This window comes from Rhodococcus sp. NPDC059968 (assembly GCF_042738615.1).
Taxonomy (GTDB): domain Bacteria; phylum Actinomycetota; class Actinomycetes; order Mycobacteriales; family Mycobacteriaceae; genus Rhodococcus_F.
This window is the reverse complement of sequence record NZ_JBHWUE010000025.1, coordinates 74,291-89,592: the sequence shown is the minus strand read 5'-3', so window position 1 is coordinate 89,592 and position 15,302 is coordinate 74,291. Positions and strand designations below refer to the sequence as shown.

At 64.0% G+C, this 15,302-nt stretch carries 15 protein-coding genes; 5 read left to right on the top strand and 10 right to left on the bottom strand.

Annotation, left to right across the window (positions count from 1 at the left end):
- Nucleotides 1-106 precede the first annotated feature (106 nt).
- The 3 genes from ACFWAY_RS21260 to ACFWAY_RS21250 all read left to right on the top strand — a co-directional run bounded on the left by ACFWAY_RS21260 (nucleotide 107) and on the right by ACFWAY_RS21250 (nucleotide 2,542).
- On the top strand, nucleotides 107-898 hold the full coding sequence (locus tag ACFWAY_RS21260; RefSeq protein ID WP_378512011.1) for an SDR family NAD(P)-dependent oxidoreductase: 792 nt from the start codon (nucleotides 107-109) through the stop codon (nucleotides 896-898).
- A 24-nt stretch (nucleotides 899-922) separates the two neighbouring features.
- Nucleotides 923-1,786, top strand: coding sequence for an alpha/beta fold hydrolase (locus ACFWAY_RS21255; protein ID WP_378512010.1), 864 nt, complete (start codon nucleotides 923-925; stop codon nucleotides 1,784-1,786).
- An 84-nt stretch (nucleotides 1,787-1,870) separates the two neighbouring features.
- Nucleotides 1,871-2,542, top strand: a complete 672-nt coding sequence (locus ACFWAY_RS21250) for a TetR family transcriptional regulator (RefSeq protein ID WP_378512035.1) — start codon at nucleotides 1,871-1,873, stop codon at nucleotides 2,540-2,542.
- 73 nt (nucleotides 2,543-2,615) lie between these two features.
- Here the strand turns inward: ACFWAY_RS21250 and ACFWAY_RS21245 are convergent, their stop codons facing one another.
- Both ACFWAY_RS21245 and ACFWAY_RS21240 read right to left on the bottom strand, forming a co-directional pair.
- The gene (locus tag ACFWAY_RS21245; protein WP_378512009.1) at nucleotides 2,616-4,112 is read right to left on the bottom strand and encodes an aldehyde dehydrogenase; all 1,497 of its coding nucleotides are present in this window, start codon (nucleotides 4,110-4,112) and stop codon (nucleotides 2,616-2,618) included.
- Nucleotides 4,113-4,402: 290 nt separating this feature from the next.
- A complete protein-coding gene (locus ACFWAY_RS21240) occupies nucleotides 4,403-5,389 on the bottom strand; it encodes a GNAT family N-acetyltransferase (RefSeq protein WP_378512008.1) in 987 nt (328 codons plus the stop codon).
- 204 nt (nucleotides 5,390-5,593) lie between these two features.
- Here ACFWAY_RS21240 and ACFWAY_RS21235 point away from each other — a divergent pair, with 204 nt between their 5' ends.
- Together ACFWAY_RS21235 and ACFWAY_RS21230 are read left to right on the top strand one after the other, a co-directional pair.
- On the top strand, nucleotides 5,594-6,763 hold the full coding sequence (locus ACFWAY_RS21235; protein ID WP_378512007.1) for an aromatic ring-hydroxylating dioxygenase subunit alpha: 1,170 nt from the start codon (nucleotides 5,594-5,596) through the stop codon (nucleotides 6,761-6,763).
- A 53-nt stretch (nucleotides 6,764-6,816) separates the two neighbouring features.
- Complete coding sequence (locus ACFWAY_RS21230) at nucleotides 6,817-7,968, top strand: acyl-CoA dehydrogenase family protein (protein ID WP_378512006.1); 1,152 nt, start codon at nucleotides 6,817-6,819, stop codon at nucleotides 7,966-7,968.
- 59 nt (nucleotides 7,969-8,027) lie between these two features.
- On the opposite strand, the gene ACFWAY_RS21225 is transcribed toward ACFWAY_RS21230, so the two are convergent.
- From ACFWAY_RS21225 to ACFWAY_RS21190, 8 genes are all read right to left on the bottom strand, one after another.
- The gene (locus tag ACFWAY_RS21225; protein WP_378512005.1) at nucleotides 8,028-9,257 is read right to left on the bottom strand and encodes a cytochrome P450; all 1,230 of its coding nucleotides are present in this window, start codon (nucleotides 9,255-9,257) and stop codon (nucleotides 8,028-8,030) included.
- 97 nt (nucleotides 9,258-9,354) lie between these two features.
- On the bottom strand, nucleotides 9,355-10,578 hold the full coding sequence (locus ACFWAY_RS21220) for a cytochrome P450 (RefSeq protein ID WP_378512004.1): 1,224 nt from the start codon (nucleotides 10,576-10,578) through the stop codon (nucleotides 9,355-9,357).
- A 39-nt stretch (nucleotides 10,579-10,617) separates the two neighbouring features.
- Entirely contained in the window at nucleotides 10,618-10,851 is a 234-nt protein-coding gene (locus ACFWAY_RS21215) for a ferredoxin (RefSeq protein WP_378512003.1), read from the bottom strand.
- A gap of 5 nt (nucleotides 10,852-10,856) precedes the next feature.
- Entirely contained in the window at nucleotides 10,857-11,738 is an 882-nt protein-coding gene (locus ACFWAY_RS21210; protein ID WP_378512002.1) for an SDR family NAD(P)-dependent oxidoreductase, read from the bottom strand.
- Nucleotides 11,739-11,963: 225 nt separating this feature from the next.
- Nucleotides 11,964-12,245: an SDR family oxidoreductase gene (locus ACFWAY_RS21205; RefSeq protein ID WP_378512001.1), complete on the bottom strand. Its 282-nt coding sequence runs from the start codon at nucleotides 12,243-12,245 to the stop codon at nucleotides 11,964-11,966.
- A gap of 72 nt (nucleotides 12,246-12,317) precedes the next feature.
- Entirely contained in the window at nucleotides 12,318-12,470 is a 153-nt protein-coding gene (locus ACFWAY_RS21200; protein ID WP_378512000.1) for a DUF1059 domain-containing protein, read from the bottom strand.
- Between the two features lie 124 nt (nucleotides 12,471-12,594).
- A complete protein-coding gene (locus ACFWAY_RS21195; protein ID WP_378511999.1) occupies nucleotides 12,595-13,371 on the bottom strand; it encodes an SDR family NAD(P)-dependent oxidoreductase in 777 nt (258 codons plus the stop codon).
- A gap of 82 nt (nucleotides 13,372-13,453) precedes the next feature.
- Nucleotides 13,454-15,280, bottom strand: a complete 1,827-nt coding sequence (locus ACFWAY_RS21190; protein WP_378511998.1) for an amidohydrolase family protein — start codon at nucleotides 15,278-15,280, stop codon at nucleotides 13,454-13,456.
- Nucleotides 15,281-15,302: the final 22 nt, after the last annotated feature.

Sequence of the window (15,302 nt, the reverse complement as noted above, 5' to 3'; positions counted from 1 at the left end):
GTTCTCACTCCCCTGGGCTTCACCTACAATCAAATCTTAAGTAATTAGGTTTAGGAGATGCAAGCCCACCGACGACATCACGACACGTAACACCAGGAGAAGCCATATGACCTCGACAGATACCGAAAGCAACACCACCTCGATCCTCGACCTCTTCAGGCTCGACGGGTCCGTCGCCGTCGTGACGGGTGCCGGCAGCGGCTTGGGTGCCGGATTCGCACGTGCCCTCGCGGAGGCCGGAGCGGACGTGGTGATCGCCGCGCGCCGACGCGAGCGACTCGAAGCCGTCGCCCCGATCGTCGAAGCCACCGGCCGCCGCTGCCTCATCGTCCCCACCGATGTCACCGACCCCGAGCAGTGCGACGCCCTCGCCCGCGCCGCGATCGCCGAGTTCGGCCAACTCGACATTCTGATCAACAACGCTGGCGTCACCCACTCCGCACCCGCGACGCGCGAACGACCCGAGGACTTTCGTGCCGTGATGGACGTGAACCTGCTCGGCAGCTATTGGGCAGCGCAGGCATGTGGACGCGTGATGAAGCCAGGCTCGAGCATCGTCAACGTCGCCAGCATGCTCGGCCTGGTCAAGTCGGCCCTCCCCCAAGCCGCCTACACGGCGAGCAAGGCCGGTCTCATCGGCCTCACCCGTGACCTGTCCCATCAGTGGTCGAAGCGAAAAGGGATCCGCGTCAACGCGATCGCCCCCGGTTTCGTCGAAACCGATCTGATATCCGAGATGTCGTCGGATACGCTCGGGGAGTTCCTGCGCGGTTGCTCGCTCGGGCGGACCGCTACGCAGCGCGAGATCGATGCCGCCGTCGTGTTTCTCGCCAGCCGTGCTTCCGGCTACATCACCGGATCGACCCTCGCTGTCGACGGTGGCACTTCCGGACACTGACCTCCAGCCGAAGGGCAACGCAACATGAACATCATCAGCAACGTGACCAGACTTCGCGGAGACGGCGTTTCGCTCGCCGCCGACGTGTGGGAACCCGCGTCCGAGCGGAAAGGCACCGTCCTGCTGCTGCACGGCGGTGGACAGACGAGGCACTCGTGGCAGCGCACAGGAATCCGGCTCGGCGAGCAGGGCTGGCGCGCATACACGATCGACGCGCGGGGGCACGGCGACAGCGACTGGGCCGATGACGGTGACTACAGCCACGACGCACACGCCCGGGACCTTCGCGCGGTCGTCGACGAACTCGGTGAGCCACCGGTGCTCGTCGGTGCGTCGATGGGCGGGATGGCCTCACTTGTCGCGCAGGGTGACAACCCGGGACTCGCCCGAGCGTTGGTGCTGGTGGACATCACACCGAAGGTCGAGCCGGAGGGCCTGGACAAGATCACGGGATTCATGCGCGCGGGACTGTCGGGCTTCGACAGCCTGCACGACGCGCTCGACGCGGTGATCGCGTACAACCCGAACCGTCGCCGGCCACCACGGGTAGAGGGATTGCGTAAGAACCTGCGCGAACGTGACGGTCGCTGGTACTGGCACTGGGATCCGCGGTTGGTGTCGGCGCGCACGAACCTGCCGGATGCTGCGGCCGAGCGCGAGGCCCGCGCCCGTGCCGCGGCGCGGGCCGTCACGGTCCCGACCCTGCTCATTCGCGGCGCCCAGTCGGATGTGGTCAGCGCCGAAGGTGCGCGCGAACTCCTGGACCTGATCCCCGGGGCACGGCACATCGATGTGGGCGGTGCGGGGCACATGGTGGGTGGCGACGACAATGACGTGTTGAGTCGGGGCCTGGTGGAGTTCCTCGACGAGGCCGTCCTCACCGCGTGACCACCGGACCGACTGGAACAGATACCATTTCTGTAAACCGCCGGGCAGACCCGCCCGGTGGTCCGAACTAGCCGAAAGCGAATGATGGCCCGACCGTCGAAGCCTCTCATCAGTCGCGCGTCCGCGGTGGCCGCGTCCATCGAGATCATCGACTCCGAGGGACTCGATGCGTTCAGCCTGCCGCGGCTGGCGAAACATCTCGGGGTTCAGGCGCCCTCCCTGTACCACCACTTCGCCGACAAGTCGGAGATCCTCCAAGCTGTAGCGCGGCAGATCGCCGGCGCCGGTGCCCTGCCGCGCCGCAAACCCGGTCCGGACTGGCCCGAGTTCTTCGTGACGCTGAGCATGAACCTTCGCCGGTCGATTCTCAAGCACCGCAACGCCGCACCGATCCTGCTCCAGTATCTGCCGCGCGATCTGCTGATCGGCACCTATGAGGACACTGCCCGATTTCTCGAGGAGTCCGGCGTACCGGCACGCTTGCACGTCCAGATTCTCGACGGTATGGAGCGCTTGACGCTGGGTGCGGTGCTCACCGAAGCAATGCGCAAGCCGAGTACGAAGACCACCATCTTCCCGAACGTCGACCCGGATTCGCAGCCGCTGCTGGCGAGGGCTCTCACCGAGAACGAGATGACCTCCCGGCAGTTGTTCGAGGAGATGATCCGCAGCTTCCTGTACGGCGTGGTGCGCAACGAGCAGATCACGGTCGCGAAAGCACGGCACATCGGCGAGCTGAGCGTGTCGACCCACTGAGCCGAGCGGTCCCTCGACGCGGGCGGTGCCCCACGGATCGGATTCGTGGGGCACCGCCGCCTGATCGTCGCCCCTATTGGGCGGGGGCAGGCAGGTGGACGGTCTTGGTTTCGAAGAATTCCTCGAGCCCCTCGATCCCGCCTTCACGCCCGACACCCGACTGCTTGTAGCCACCGAACGGCAGGGTGAAGTCCATCGTCGCCGTATTGACACTGATGGTGCCGGTGCGGATGCGTCGCGCCACGTCGAACCCGTGGTCGACATCCTCCGTGTACACCGCGCCCGACAGGCCGTACACCGAGTTGTTGGCAATCGCGACGGCGTCGTCCTCGTCTTCGTAGGTGATCACCGAGATGACCGGGCCGAAGACTTCTTCCTGCGCGACCCGGGAGTCGGGGTGCACCTCGTCGAGCAGAGTCGGTGCGACGAAAAAGCCTTGATCGAGGCCGTCGGGGCGTCCGCCGCCGAGCACGACCTTCGCGCCGTCTTCCCTCGCGATGTCGATGTAGCCGAGCACACGGTCCTGCTGACGCTTCGATGCGAGGGGGCCGAGGAAGTTGGTCGGTTCCCACGGGTTGCCCATCGGCAGCGACCCGTATGCCGCCTTCAACGCCTCGAGTACCTCGTCGTGACGCTTGCGCGAGACGAGGACACGAGTCAAGGCGATACATGCCTGACCCGACTGCATGCAGCCGCCCATGGGAAGGGTCTGCAGCACGTGGTTGATGTCGGCATCGTCGAGGATGATCGCGGCGGACTTGCCGCCGAGTTCGAGCGACACGCGTGCGATGCGCTCGCCCGCCAGCGACATGATGCGCCGGCCCGCGGCGGTGCTGCCGGTGAACGTGATGTGGTCGACGTCGGGGTTGGTCACGAGCGTCTCGGACACCTCGCGGTCGGCGCACAGCACGCTCACGACACCCTCGGGGATGCGGCCTTCCGCGACGAGTTCGGCGATGATGTCGGCGAACACCGACGGTGAGATCGGTGCCTCGGGCGCGGTTTTGAGCACCACGGAGCAGCCGGCGGCCAGTGCCGGCGCGAGCTTGAACGCGATCGTGCCGATCGGCCCGTTCCACGGGATGATCGCGGCGACCACGCCGGTCGGCTCCTTGACGATGCGCGAGACGCCGCCGTCGGCGCGGGATCTTTCCTCGCTGATCTCGAACTCGCGGGCTACCGCGGCGACTGCACGGAACAGTCCGCCGACCAACTCCTGGGTCGGCCGGCTGACGCTCACAGGGACGCCGACCTCGATGACTCCGATCGGGGTGAGTTCCTCCACGCGTTGTTCGAGACGGTCGGCGATGGCGTCGAGGACCTCGGCACGCTCGGTCATGGTGCGCGACGCCCACTCCCCCGTGTCGAACGATTCACGTGCTGCGGCAACCGCTTTGGTGACGTCTTCAGCGGTTGCGGTGCGGACCCGCGCGACCGTCTTCTCGCTGAACGAGTCGACGAGGTCGATCCATTCGTCGCCGGTCGAGTCGACCCAGCGGCCGCCGATGAAGACTTGTTCGCGATCGGCTATTGCGGGGGGAGCGCCTGCTGCGGTCTCGGTGGTCGTCATGTTCGAAACTCCTTCGCTCAGCGGATGTTGCAGTCGGTGTCGACCGGAAGGATGACTCGGTGACGTAGTGGGCCTCGCCGGAGTCGAGGAAAGGGAAGCCAACTTCGCCTTCGAGGGGCCTTATGATGAGGATCCCTCTCCGGGTGGATACTTCGGACGTCAGCCGGACAGCCGGGCGACGCACGAAAGGCAATTCACCAGCGGCTGTGAGCTACAGCACAGACCGTAGTCGCCTATAACTATTAGGTCAACAACGAACAAGAATTGTTGTTCGTCTCAACCGAGTGTCCTCAGAAGCTGGGCGCCTCGGCCCACTCGCCGACCTGGTAGCACGAGTGCTCATCTTCCTGCTCGAACGACATCAGCCGGCACATACGCACCGCGGCCGCATCGTCCGGATCGATGCGCATCAGCGCGAGCTGCGCGCCGGCGTCGCGCAAGCCTTCGAGTGCCGCCGCGAGAAGCGCCGTACCCAGGCCCGCGCCCCTCACGCCCTCCGTGAGCACGAGACCCCGAACCGACGCCGCACGCAGGTCGAGATGCGGGGACAGCACCGAATCGAACCAGACGAACCCCGCGCACGCTCCCGAGGAATCGGTGGCAACCAGGACATTGCCGGAACCGAGGCGGATCTCGTCGGACAGACGCTCACGCTGCGCAGGGACGAGAGACGCGGCCCCCAGCACCGCGTCAATCGATCGCAACGCCGCTGGATCGCCGAGTGGACACGGATCGCCGACAGTCAAACCCTCTGGCACCGCGACAGGGTCCAGGGGAACCGCGAACGGGCCCGACAAATGATGGAACAGCGTCCACAACCTGCTTACCGGCGCGATCCCGAACCGGTGCGTGAGACGGTTGGATGCGGGATGCGTGCCATACGCCCAGCAGCGCAGGGCCACCGCACCGGTACCCTTCCAGCCACCGTCCACGGTTGTGTCCAGACCGAGTTCCTCGACGAGCACGGTGGCAACACCGCGCGACCGATAGTCCGGATGGACGACGAACTGCACCGTGCCCAAGTCTTCGCGATCCACCTGCAGGTGCAGGTAGGCCACCGTCACCAGGGGCGCATCCTCGCGCGCGCTCAAATGCCTGCGCGCCTTGATCGGCAGGTGCGAGATCCGAACGCCGTCGCGGCTTGTCGACGTCACGTCCTTCGGATGTATCCGGGAGAACCCCGCCTCCTCGTCGTACTCGGCGGCCACCGCAACAAGGGACAGCACCTCGTCCCGATCGTCGGAATCCAACTTCGAACACCACTGGTACGTGATCATACTGTCGCTCCTCATCTGCCGGTTCACTGCCCTAAATCTAATGTCAATCGGTATTCGCCACAATGACCGCGGGCCGACGGTCGGGCATCCCGAGGCTTTACACTTAAAACTACTTGAGTTAGATTTAGACCTATCGATCCGAACCGCAGCCGGAGAGGTGGCCACCGCGAAGGCGACCCTCCGCATCACTCTGGAGGGCACCCCATGACCGAGGTCGGAATTCCTCGCGAGGAACGCATTCGCCGCGCGCTCGATCACCTGCGCAACGACACCACCGACGAGTTCGAGCACATCACGTGGTTCGAACCCATCGAGTTTACCGATCCGGAGATCGCCAAGAAGGAACGGGACCGAGTCTTCGGCCGGGTTCCGTCGATCATCGCCCACGGCTCGGAGATCCCCCGAGCCGGCGATTTCGTCACCCTCCAACTGCCCCGGAACAACGTCATCGTCGTCCGGCAGCGCGATGGCAGCGTCAAAACCCTCGTGAACCAGTGCCGTCATCGCGGCGCCATGATCGAGAAGGAGGAGAAAGGCCGTTGTCGCCTCTTCTCCTGCCCGTACCACCGCTGGTCGTACGACACCGACGGCACGCTGCGCACCATCACCCGCGACAACACCTTCGGTGATGCCGACCGCTCCGAGCGCAATCTCGTTCAACTACCCACCGAGGAGCGACACGGCTTCATCTGGGTGATCGACGACACCGACGCCACCATCGACGTCGCCGACTGGCTCGGTCCCGACATGGACTCGATCATGCAGTCGTACGGACTCGACAAGATGGTGACCGCTCGGACCCAGGTTTTCGACGAACCCATCAACTGGAAGCTGATGCAGGATGCGTTCCTCGACGGCTACCACATTCAGTACGCGCACCCGAACACCGCGGCCAAGCACATCCACACCAACGTCATGGCCTTCGAAGACTTCGGAAGCCACTGCCGTTTCCTGAGCCTCCGCAAATCGATCGACCGGTGGATCGAGGAGGATCCCGGTGACCGTAGTCTCGCCGAGCACGTCACGGAGAGCCACTTCGTCGGCCCCAACAGCACCCTGCTCAAACAGCCCGACCATTTCCAGCTGCTCACCTTCCGGCCCGACCGCACCGATCCGCAGCGTTGCCACATGGAGATCCGCCTGATCACCCCGACGGTCGAGAACAGCGGGCTCACCGATGAACGCTGGAACCTGATCTGGGACAAGAACGTCGAAATCCTGATCGCCGTCCTCCACAACGAGGACTTCCCGATCCTGCGCGACTCCCAGAATGCAATGGCGAGCGCGAACGCAGGCAACATGCTCCTGGGGCGCAACGAGGTTGCCAACCAGGTCTTCCGCCGCGAAATCCAGAATCTCGTCGGCGACAACTGACCCGAACACCACGGCGGGGCGCATACTATCGCGCCCCGCATCAGGAGGCTTACGTGGAGAGCGATCTCTTCGAACACGACCACGAGCTGTTCCGCGACTCCGTCCGGAGCTTCGTCGACAAGCACGTCGTACCGAATCTCGAGAAATGGGACACCGACCGACTCATCGACCGCGACACCTGGCTCGCCGCCGGTAAACAGGGCCTACTCGGCCTGACCGTCCCGGAACAGTACGGCGGCCCGCATGAACTCGACTACCGGTTCCGCGTCGTGATCCAATCCGAGATCGCACGGGTCGGCGCATCGGCACTGCAGTCTGGATTCTCGACCAACGACGACATCGTCCTCAACTACCTGCTCCGCCACGCCAACGATCAACAGAAGCAGCGCTGGTTACCGGGATTCGTCACGGGCGCGACGATCGGCGCGATCGCGATGAGCGAGCCCGCCGCCGGCAGTGATCTGCGGGGCATCACCACCACCGCGGTACCCGACGGTGATCACTGGATCCTCAACGGTTCCAAAACCTTCATCACCAGTGGCATCCTCGCCGACCTCGTCATCGTGTTCGCCGTGACCGACCCCGACGCCGGATCACGGGGGTTCAGTCTCTTCGTCGTCGAAGAGGGCATGCCCGGCTTCTCCCGGGGCCGCAAGCTCGACAAGATCGGGTTGCACGCCCAGGACACCGCCGAACTGTTCTTCGAGAATGTGCGTGTTCCCAACGAGAACGTCCTCGGAGAGCCCGGCCAGGGCTTCGGATACCTGATGCAGAGCCTGCCGCTCGAACGGCTCGGCATCGGTATCGCCGCGCAGGTGTCCGCCGAAGCCGTCATGGGTTGGACCCTCGACTACGTCAAGGAACGCACCGCGTTCGGCAAGCGCATCGGAGAGTTCCAGGGTCTGGGCTTCACCCTCGCAGAACTGCAGACGGCCGTCGAGGTCTCGCGCACCTATATCGATCGGTGCGTGCGCGAGTACAACAAGGGCACACTCACCGCAGTCGACGCATCCAAGGCGAAGCTGTCGGCCACCGAACTGCAGGGCCGTGTCATCGACGCCGGCGTCCAGTTCCACGGCGGCTACGGGTACATGATGGAGTATCCGGTCGCGAAGGCATTCATCGACGCCCGCATCCAACGTATCTACGGCGGCACCAACGAGATCATGAAGGAAATCATTCATCGTGATCTGCTGAAGGCCTGACCAACTCGGACAACGAGGAAGGGGACCCGATCGAATCGGGTCCCCTTCCTGGGGTCACGTCAGGATTCCGCAGTGAAGACGAGCGGCAGTCGAACGCAGCCACGCACCGACGTGCCGTGCATCAGCGGTCGATCACTCTCGACGAGCGCGTAATCGGGAATCCTCCTGTGGATTTCCTCCATAGCCAGCGTCAGTTCGAGGCGGGCGAGGTGCGATCCGAGGCATCGGTGCGGTCCAGCCCCGAACGACAGATGCCGGTTGGGGCCACGATCGATCACAAATGCGTCCGGGTCCTCGAACTCGGCATCATCTCGATTTGCCGCACAGAGCAGTAGCAGCAGTTGGTCGCCGGCCTTGACGTTCACACCGGCGATCTCGACATCACGGGTGGCCCGGCGCCCCATGCTGACTGCGGCTTCGATACGAAGGATCTCCTCCACGGCTTCCGGCACCATCCCGCTGTCGTCGATGAGCGCTTGCCGTTGGACCGGATTGTTCGTGAGGTGGACCATGGCCCAAGCAAGCGAGCCTCGCACCGTATGCAGTCCCGCAATGAGCAGCAGGAAGAACATGCGGCGCAGTTCCTCATCCGTGAGGTGCCGCTCGGCGCCATCCATCTGGATCGGCGTGTGGACGATCTGCGCCGTAACGCTTTCGGCGTCCTCCTGCCCGGAACGCACGCGATCGACGAACGCCCCGAAATACTCGAACACCTTCGTCGCCGCTTCTGCCCGAGCGTGGGCGGACTCCTCCTCGTCGGCTCCTGGAATGCCTTGGAGCGCTGTGTCAGTCCACTCCGTGAACCGCTCGGCATCGTCGAGCGGCCACCCCATCAGCGTCAGAAATACCCGCGTCGGCAGCGCATGCGCGAACTCGGCGACGAATTCGCACCGGCCGGAGGCCGCGAAGCCGTCGATCAGTTCGTTGATGATCTCGCGGATCTTCGGCTCGAGCTCCTTCATTCGCCCGGGGCTGAACAGCGGCTGGAGTGCCTGGCGGTAGGCCGTATGCTCGGGCGGATCGATCTCGACCGGGATGAACTTGCCCTGACCGGCGTCGACCAGGTTGTTCGGATAACTGGAGAACGTCTCAGCGTCGCGCAGAATTCGGAAAATGTCCTGGTAGCGGGTGACGATCCAGTGCCCACCGTAGTGCGGGGAGTAGACGATCGGGCTGCGGGCGCGGAGCTCGGCGGCCTTCTCCTGGAAGACATCGATCGGAGCGGCGAGGGCAGGGTCGTAGACATCGAAGTCGACGACCAGGTCAGCAGATACGTCGGAAGAAATCACCGTAGAACACCCTTCGAATGCCGTACGGCGCGTCGGTCATCCACGAGGTTCGTGGGGGATCGACGCGCCGCCGGGGTGACATGGATTGGTCCGACGCTCAGGACGTCGGTGTGAACCTGATCGGGAGCCGCAGGCATCCACGGACCTGCGAGGCGTGCAGGACCGGCGGGTCGGATTCGACCAGTTCGTAATCGGGGATGCGCCGGTGCAGTTCCTCGAGCGCGATCGACAGCTCCAGACGCGCAAGGTGCGAACCCAGGCATCGGTGCGGCCCCGCACCGAACGACAGGTGACGATTGGGAGTCCGCTCGAGATCCAGCATGTCGGGATTGTCGAACTCGTCGGCGTCGCGGTTGGCCGAGCACAGCGTGACGATGAGCTGGTCGCCCTCCTTGATCTGCACTCCCCCGAGTTCGACGTCGCGTGTAGCGCGCCGGCCCATGATGACCGCGGCTTCGATCCGCAGGATTTCCTCCACGGCACTGGGAATCAGCCCGTCGTCGGCAATGAGCGCCGCGCGCTGGTCGGGGCGGTTGACCAAATGGATGATCGCCCACGCCAACGAGCCCTGCACGGTATGCAAACCCGCGATGAGCAGGAGGAAGAACATCCGGCTGAGTTCTTCGTCCGTGAGCCGGCGCTTGCCGTCTGCGAGTTCGATCTCGGTGTGAATGAGAGTCGACGTGACGTCGTCGCCCGGGTTGGTGCGGCGTTGGTCGACTATCTTCTGGAAGTACGCGAACATCTGTTGCGCGGCCTCGGCGCGCGCCTGTGCGGACTCTTCTTCACTCGCACCGGGCTTACCCATCAGTGCGATGTCGGTGGCCTCGGTAAGCTTGGGCGCGTCCTCGATCGGCCAGTCCATCAAGGCCAGGAATACGCGCGTCGGCAACTCGTGCGCGAAAGCGGAGATGAATTCCGCCTCACCCTTACCCGCGAAGTCGTCGATGAGTTCGTTGACGGCTCCGCGGATCTGCTCGGTGAGCGCCTTCATCCGATTGGGTGAGAAGAGCGGTTGCAGCGCCACCCGGTAGGCGGTGTGCTCCGGCGGATCCAGTTCGAGCGGTAGGAATTTGCCGTCGCCTGCATTGACGAGATTGTTCGGATAACTCGAGAAGGTCTCCGGGTTGCGAAGCACCTCGTGGACTTCCTTGTACCGGGTGACGATCCAATGACCGCCGTGCGCGGTCGAATAGACGACAGGTCCCTTGGCCGCCAGCTCGGCGACCTTTTCCTGAACGGTGTCGACCGGATAGGCAAGGGCTGGGTCGTAGATGTCGAAGTCGACGACGGGAGTCGATTGGTCTTCGGTAATGGTCATGCTGTCCGCCTCGTTTGCAGGAGCTGTCTATCGAAGGACTCAGGACGATTCGAGAGTCAATGCCCGTTCGGGGCACACCGCGGCGGCCTCTTCAGCCGCCGCGATGTGCTCGGTGCGCTCGAGCACCTCCTCGACGATCACCGGATACCCGGAATCGTCGCAGTCGACGACCTCTGGGGAACGGCTGTAACACAGGCCGTGTCCCGCGCACGCCGACCGATCCACGACGAGTCGGCGCGTTCGGTGCTGGGTTTCCGTGTCGTGGGTGGTCATGAGCGTCAGTCTTCGCCGGTGACCATCGGAGGAGGATTGTTCCCGTCCTCCGGGAACATCATCGCCACACGAGACAACGTCCCACCATCGGTCGTCGGAAGCGTGACACCCGAAATGTACGCCGACTCATCAGACACCAGGAACAACGCAGCACGCGCATTGTCCTGCAATGACGGCGGACGATTGAGCTTCAGAGGAATCGGCGACACCGAAGCATCCCACGGACCCGCCACCTCCTCATACGACTGACCCACCACCGGCGAACCAGCAGGCGCCAGGAAGTTCGGCGACATCCCGTGCGTCGGCGCGATCGCATTCACCCGGATCCCGTACTTACCCAAATCCAAACTCAACCCCCGCACCATGCCGTTCACGCCGGCTTTCGTCGCCGAATACGCCGCGATGCTGTGATACGCCACGAACGACGCCGCCGACGACGTCGCCAGAATGACACCGCCGCCGTTGGCTCGCATATGCGGAACGGCCGCTTTAGCCGTGTAGAACACACCCGACAGGTTCACACCGATGACGTCCTGCCAGTCCGCGTCCGTCAGATCCTGGAACTCGACCTGCTCACCACCGGCAACCGACGGCACCCCACCGCGGGAGACGATGCCCGCATTGGCCCACGCGATATCGAGCTTGCCGAACGCAGCCACCGTCGCCGCCACAGCATCAACCACCTGATGCTCCACCCGCACATCCGCGGTGACCGCGATCGCCGAACCGCCCTGCTTCTCGACCAGCTCGACCGTGCCCTTCGCACGCTCCGGATCGATGTCGACCACCGCAACCGTCGCGCCCTCCGACGCGAACAACTGCGACGCCTCACGACCGAGACCGGACCCGGCACCCGTAATCAGCGCGACCTTACCTTCAAGTTTCATGTGTGCTCCTCTGCTCGAGCATGGGACGGGTGGAAGTTGTTGAACAACAGCGACTCACAGCGCCAACAAATGGAGATCGGCCTCTCGGGCCGGATCTCGAGTCTCGGCTCGCCGCGTGATCTAGATTACATACATGCGACGAGATACGTCAATCGATGTTTGTAAACTGACAACTCTGGTTCAGGGCTTCGTCGACCTCGATCGGCACGGGACCGGGCCACTCCGTCAGACCAGGCCCTGAACGTCGGCGAGCACGGATTGTGCGCGGAGAGCCCGCCGTCCACTGGAATCAGTGATCCGTTGATGTACCGCGATACGGCGCTGGCCAGGAAGGCGACGACGGGCAGCGATAGCCTCAGGACGGCCGAGTTCGGGCACTACAACGTGCCGGGCGTAGATTTTAACGACGTCGTCGGACACGCCGCTGGCGCACTCCGTCAGCACGATTGCGGGTGCCACGGCGTTGCATCGGACTCCTTGACGTCCGTACTGGCCTGCGACCGCCAACGTCGGCCAGGCCAGGCTCGATTCGTCGGTGAACTACTCGGGCCGACGCGCGAAGCTCGATAAGCGGCGCGACTAGTACGCGATGAAAAGGATCTCGTCGCGGGAGTACTCCATTCCCGGATGCGCCTCGCCCAGATGCGCCTGCGTCTTCTCGACCAGATCGTCTTCGTCCGTGCCGGTGATCGCTGTGCCGCACGGGCACGTGAGTCTGCTTTTCGTTCTCATGTCATTCAACCTTCCTGTTGCACCAACATCGGCCATATACCCGAGTTATCGACCAATCCGTGACCGACACCAACCAACCGTCCGAGGCCTTCCAGAGCAGCCATGCGCGGGGGCCTTCCTACGATCACCGTGCCTTCTGCCCGTCGTCGACCTTGATGGTCGTGCCGGTAACGAAATCGGACGAAGGCGAGAGAAGATAGAGCAGGGTGCTGTCGAGTTGAGCGACGTGCCCGATTCGCTTGCGCGGGAGGGCCGGCGTGAAATCGCCCACGCGCTCGATCATTCCGGCGATCATCTCGGTATCGAACGCACCGGGCGCGATTGCATTGACGTTGATGTTGTTCGTGGCCCACTCGACTGCGAGAGTCTCGGTCATCCGGTTGATCGCCGCCTTCGTCGTCGAGTACAAGGCAGCGCCATCCCCGTCGTAGTGGAATGCGCCGATCGACGAGATGTTCACGATGCGTCCCGACTGCTTTGCCGCGATCAGCCTCCGGGCAACCTCGACCGAGAGCACGAATGGCGCACGGAGATTGGTGGCGATAACCGCATCGATCAGGTCCAGGGACATGCGGTGTGCCCGCTGCGCGTCCGGGATACCCGCACTGTTGACCAGCATCGTCACCGTGCCCAACCCCGACTCGGCTTGATCGACTGCGGACACGAGGTCGTCCGCGTCCGTGACATCCGCAACGATCGGCACACATCTGCCACCGGCGGCTTCGATCTCCTCTTGAAGCTCTTTCAGCTTCTCCGCACGTCGACCAGCGATGGCAACATCAGCGCCTGCATCCGCGATCACCCGGGCGAAGCGCCTGCCGAGGCCGGACGTTGCACCTGTCACCAGCGCAACATTGCCGGACAGCTCGGTCGAGAAGTTCGGGAGTCCATATTCCGACATGTGCTGACCCTCCCTATACGAAGCCGGCGGCGACCACGCCACCAGTAGCGATCCGAGTCGCTGTTAGCCACATCACAGAACTTTATCTATGGATCGTAGATTTGGCAACCGAACCGGCGTGCGTCGTTTGCCGTCGATAGAGCCGCCCGGGCCGGGCTCCCGTGTCCTGGTCGTCCCGTCGCGTCACGACTCCCGCGACAACCGTCGCCGCGTAGCCACGAGCTTCCTGAATGAACCGCTCGGCCCCAGAAGGCAGATCCGCGACGAGTCGCGGGAGCGTCAACGACAACTTCTCGACGTCGATGACATTCAGATCCGCACGCTTACCCACGGCCAACGTGCCACGGTCGTCGAATCCGTACAGTTCGGCCGGGTCTTTCGTGAGTCTCCGGACGAGGCTCTCGATCGCGAACCGCGGTCCGCGACGACGGCGATGCCCCCAATGCGACAGCAGGAACGTCGGGAAGCTTGCGTCGCAGATGAAGGCAACGTGCGCACCCCCGTCCCCCAACCCCATCACGTACTGGGAATCGCTGAGAAACTCGCCGATCCGGTTCAGATTGCCGTGGACGAATCCGGTGGCGAACCAGATCAGAATCGCACGCCCCTCATCGGCGATCAGCAGGTCGTAGAGAACGTCGAGTGGGTCCCGCCCTTCGGCCTCGCCGCGCCCGGCCATCGATCTGCTCGGGTCGGGCTCGTAGTCGAGATCGGCAAGGCTGTAGATGTTCGCGAGATTGCGCTGAAACGTCAGGTGAGTGTGTTTGCGTGGGTCGCCGGAATCGACAGGAAGATCCTCTTCAGCCAATATCTGCGCCTTCACCGACGGTTGCGCCATCCTGCGCCTCCGCTCGGCCAACGGTAAATCCGCGACCTCCACGTAGCTGGGACGCCCGACGAACGGGTGGTAGGTCGCCAGGGAGATCAGCCCGCCGATTGCCCGGGGCGCAATCTGCGGGTGGATGCGTTCGCCGGATCTCCCCGCGTCCGCGATGATTGCGCGGGCCTTCGTGAACTCCTCCGCGCCGAGTGTCAGATTCTCGGCGAAGGTGAATGTTATGGGTTGACCGGTTTCCCGATGCAGCCGTCGCATCATCTCGATCTCCGACGACAGCGTGTTGGCGTCGCGCTTACCCAGCCCGGCACGGTATTGCTCGCCAGGCTGTCCCTCTACGCCTCCCGCAACTCCGGAGGGCACCAATTGGAACACACCGCCGCCCGCATCGCGCATTGCACGAGCCATTGCGAGTAATTCCTCCTCCGGGGCCCTTGTGCCCGGAAGCGTTTCACCACCCGACCCGCGATGGGCCGCCACTCGCGAGGTCCCGACACCCACCGCGCCTGCACTGATGCCTTCGCCCACAATGCGAGCGATCTCGGCTACCTCGTCGTCGGTCGCCGGTTCGTCCTTTTCCGCACGGTTTCCCAGCACGTACGCCCGGACTGCACTGTGGGGCACTTGCGTGGCAACGTCCACGGCGAACTCACGTTCGGCGAGGATGTCCAGGTACTGCGGGAAGGTCTCCCACCCCCAGGTGATGCCGTCGTGGAGAGCCGAGCCGGGAATGTCCTCCACGCCTTCGGTCAGAGCCACGAGCCAATCCTCGGTTCCCTCGCGAACCGGCGCGAACCCGATTCCGCAGTTTCCGGTGATCACCGTTGTCACGCCGTGGCCCGAGGACGGCAGCAGTTCGGTGTCCCACGTGAGCTGACCGTCGTAGTGGGTGTGGACGTCGATGAACCCCGGGGTCACCAGTTTCCCTGTGGCATCGATGACTTCACGAGCATCACCGTCGATCGTCGGCTCGATCGCGACGATCTTGCCATCGGTGATCGCCACATCACCAACGACGGCGGGTTCGCCGCTTCCATCGGCAATTCTTCCGTTCGCGATCAGTAGATCGAACATCACGTGCTCCAGAAGTCGTAGG